Here is a 3447-nt window from a genome sequence, read left to right as displayed (position 1 = left end):
CGAGAATCCGCTGTTCTTCAAGGACAACACGCGGATGCTCTACGGCGACGCCCGGGCCAGCATCGACTCGCTGGTGGGGATGATCGACCAGTGACCGCGGCGTGCCGCCGACATCGTTGACTTGGTAGGAGCAACGCCCCGTTTTCGGGGCGTTTTTTCGTTACACTGTCGGTATCGCTCATCGTCAATGGAACGACCATGTCAGACAAGCACGGGGCAGAACAGCGCATGCAGGTCGCGGTGCTCGGCGGTGGCAGCTTCGGTACCGCCATCGCCAGTATCGCCGCCGACAACGGCGCCGAGGTTCACCAATGGCTACGCGACGAGGCCCTGGTCGAGCAGATCAACCGCGAACACCGCAACGGCCGCTACCTGCCCGACTACCCGATCAACCCGGCGGTGGTGGCCTCCACCGACCTTGCCGAGACCGTCGCCAAGGCCGCCGTGGTGTTCATCGCGATCCCCTCCAAGGCTTTCCGCAAGGTGCTTCAGCAGGTGCGTCCGTACCTGCGTCCGGAGCAGATTCTGGTCAGTACCACCAAGGGGATTGAGGCCGATGGCTTCAAGCTGATGAGCCAGGTGATCGAGGAGGAGACCGGCTCCTCGCATATCGGGGCGCTGTCCGGCCCCAACCTGGCCGCCGAGATCGCCCAGAAGCATCTCACGGCGACCGTGATCGCCAGCGACGATCCGGTCACGCGGGCCTACGTCCAGGCGGCGCTGGGGTGCAGTTACTTCCGCGTCTACGCGGGCAACGATCGCTATGGCGCGGAGCTCGGTGGCTCGCTCAAGAACATCTACGCCATCGCCGCGGGCATGGCGGCGGCGCTGGGCATGGGCGAGAACACCCGCAGCATGTTGATGACCCGCGCGCTGGCGGAGATGAGCCGCTTCGCGGTCGCGCTGGGGGCCAATCCGATGACCTTCCTTGGGCTCTCCGGCGTCGGCGACCTGATCGTGACCTGTTCGTCCGAGCTCTCGCGCAACTATCGCGTCGGCTACGCCCTGGGGCAGGGGCACGATCTCGACTCCGCCATCGAGGTGCTCGGCCAGGTGGCGGAGGGCGTCAACACGGTCAAGCTGGTCTGCGAGAAAGCCCGCCAGGAGGAGATCTACATGCCGCTGGCCCAGGGGCTCTATCAGGTCATGTTCGGTGGCATCCCGGCCAAGGACATGGCCAAGGCGCTGATGGAGAGCGAGCAGAGCAGCGACGTCGAGTTCATGCTGTCGCGAGAGGCGGTCTCCCGTGCTCACGACCTCGCGCCGGACAACGAGTGATGGGTTGGCTGGCGGTGGTCAGGCATGGCGAGGCGGGGCCCGGGAACCCCGACTCCGAGCGCCGGTTGACCCAGCGCGGGGAGCGCGAGGCGCACGCTGCCGGTCGGTGGTTGGCCGCGCGCCCGGAGCTGCAGGGGGCGGTGGTCTGGGCCAGCCCGTACCGTCGCGCGCAGCAGACGGCGCAGGCCGTGGTCGACGCGACGCGTTGCGAACTGGTGACCGTCGACACGATAACGCCGGATGACGACGTCGATGCGCTGGTCGAGCGATTGACGGCACTCGACGTCTCCCGACCTTTGATCATCGTCAGCCATATGCCGCTGGTCGGCGCGTTGGCCGGGCGGCTGGTCGATGGTTCTCCTGGCGCCGGCATCGCTTTCCCCACCGCCGGGGCCGCGCTGCTCGAGGCCGAGGTATGGGCGGCGGGCTGCGCCAGCTTGAAGGCCTTCGTCGGGCCACCATATGCTTGAGGAGCGGATGACGGCCGGGGGCTCCCGCCAGTGTCCGCGGTCGAGACATGCTTGCGCTACCCACCGAGTCGATAGGCCGCCGAACGAGTCATGACAGCCATGGACGATAGCAGCACCAGACCGCGCTCCTCGCGCTCTACCGGTAGCGCACGGCTGACCGACGTGGCTCGTGTCGCTGGTGTCGCGCCGATGACGGTGTCGCGGGCCCTCAATCGGCCCGAACTGGTCAGCGAGACCACGCGCCTGCGGGTTCAGCGAGCGGTGCTGGAAACCGGTTATGTGCCCAATCGGGTCGCGGGCGCACTGGCGTCGAGTCGAAGCCGGCTGGTGGCGCTGCTGGTGCCGACGGTGGCGCACTCGCTGTTCGCCGAGGTGGTGCAGACGGTGATGGGCGTGCTGGCCCCGCAGGGGTATCAGGTGCTGCTGGGCCTGACCGGCTATACACCGGAGCAGGAGGAGACGATTCTCGAGACCGTGCTGAGCCGTCGCCCCGACGGCATCGTGCTGACCGGTTGTCGCCACTCGACGCTGACGCGTCAGCGACTCCAGTCGGCCAGCGTGCCGCTGGTGGAGATCTGGGACATGAGCGACGATCCGCTGGACATGCTGGTCGGGTTTTCCCATGACGCGGTGGGGCGCGCCGTGGCCGAGCATCTGCTGGCACGTGGCTACCGCCGGTTCGGCCTCATCAGCGCGGACGATTCCCGAGCCAGGTTTCGAGTTGCCGGATTCGTTGCCGGGCTCGAGGATGCGGGCGAGGGCGAATACCAGCTACGCGAGGTCGGCACGCCCTCGAGCATGCCCTGGGGGCGGGACAAGGGCGCCGAGCTGCTCGACGGCCATTCGCTCGATGCGATCGTCTGCAGCTCGGATATCCTCGCCCTGGGGGTGCTGGCGGAGGCGCAGAGTCGGGGCTTGTCGGTACCCGGGCAACTGGCGATCATGGGATTTGGCGACAGCAGCTATGCGGCTGCCAGCTTCCCGGCGCTGAGCACCGTGCGCATCGACGGCGCCGCCATCGGCCTGCGTGCCGCCGAGCATCTGCTCCAGCGAATGGCCCAGCCGACATTCGAGCGTGCGGCCCGCACTCTGGACGTCGGCTTTGAGATCGTCGATCGCGACACCACCTGATCGCTCCCGAATCCGCCAGGCGGTCTCCTTTCATCCTTTGGTCGAAACCACCCTCGTGACGCTTTGTCATACAAATTGATTGCGCTAACATTTCCTCGTCCACAGCTTGGTTGCTTGGGTGATAGCGCAATCATCCATGGCGTCGAGCCTCCGGGAGCAGAGCCTCTCAGCCACGACAACGAGGAAGCCGAATGTCTAGCGATGCGATCCGCTGGGTCCGTTTTTCGCATGTGCTGTTGCCACTGGCGACACCCATCAGTGATGCCAAGGTACTGACCGGCCGTCAGAAGCCCATGACCGAGGTCTCTTTTCTGTTCGCCGAGATCGAAACCCGCGACGGCCATCAGGGGATCGGCTTCAGCTACTCCAAGCGCGCGGGTGGGGCTGGACAGTTTGCCCACGCCAAGGAGATCGCCCCGGCCATCCTGGGCGAGGACCCCAACGACATCGGCAAGCTGTGGCAGAAACTGGTCTGGGCCGGTGCGTCGGTCGGGCGTAGCGGACTCTCGACGCAGGCGATCGCCGCCATCGATGTCGGGCTGTGGGACCTCAAGGCCAGGCGCGCCGG

Annotated in this window: 3 protein-coding genes and 1 pseudogene; all 4 read left to right on the top strand. The window is 66.6% G+C overall.

Going from position 1 to position 3447, the window contains the following annotated elements:
* The first annotated feature begins 198 nt into the window (after positions 1-198).
* On the top strand, positions 199-1278 hold the full coding sequence (locus tag Q0602_RS12965) for an NAD(P)H-dependent glycerol-3-phosphate dehydrogenase (RefSeq protein WP_298843932.1): 1080 nt from the start codon (positions 199-201) through the stop codon (positions 1276-1278).
* The gene (gene sixA / locus Q0602_RS12960; protein WP_298843930.1) at positions 1278-1748 is read left to right on the top strand and encodes a phosphohistidine phosphatase SixA; all 471 of its coding nucleotides are present in this window, start codon (positions 1278-1280) and stop codon (positions 1746-1748) included. Before Q0602_RS12965 ends, sixA begins: the two co-directional genes overlap by 1 nt.
* A 90-nt stretch (positions 1749-1838) precedes the next feature.
* On the top strand, positions 1839-2879 hold the full coding sequence (locus tag Q0602_RS12955) for a LacI family DNA-binding transcriptional regulator (RefSeq protein ID WP_298843928.1): 1041 nt from the start codon (positions 1839-1841) through the stop codon (positions 2877-2879).
* Positions 2880-3070: 191 nt separating this feature from the next.
* A pseudogene (locus Q0602_RS12950) lies at positions 3071-3447 on the top strand (enolase); the annotation flags it as partial.

Source organism: uncultured Salinicola sp., from assembly GCF_937921195.1.
Taxonomy (GTDB): domain Bacteria; phylum Pseudomonadota; class Gammaproteobacteria; order Pseudomonadales; family Halomonadaceae; genus Salinicola.
This window is presented reverse-complemented; position numbering and strand designations above follow the sequence as displayed.

What these genes read in the sequence shown, in the direction of transcription:
- Q0602_RS12965 (WP_298843932.1), top strand. Translation starts at nt 199, where the DNA reads ATGTCAGACAAGCACGGGGCAGAACAGCGCATGCAGGTCGCGGTGCTC.
- sixA (WP_298843930.1), top strand. Translation starts at nt 1,278, where the DNA reads ATGGGTTGGCTGGCGGTGGTCAGGCATGGCGAGGCGGGGCCCGGGAAC.
- Q0602_RS12955 (WP_298843928.1), top strand. Translation starts at nt 1,839, where the DNA reads ATGACAGCCATGGACGATAGCAGCACCAGACCGCGCTCCTCGCGCTCT.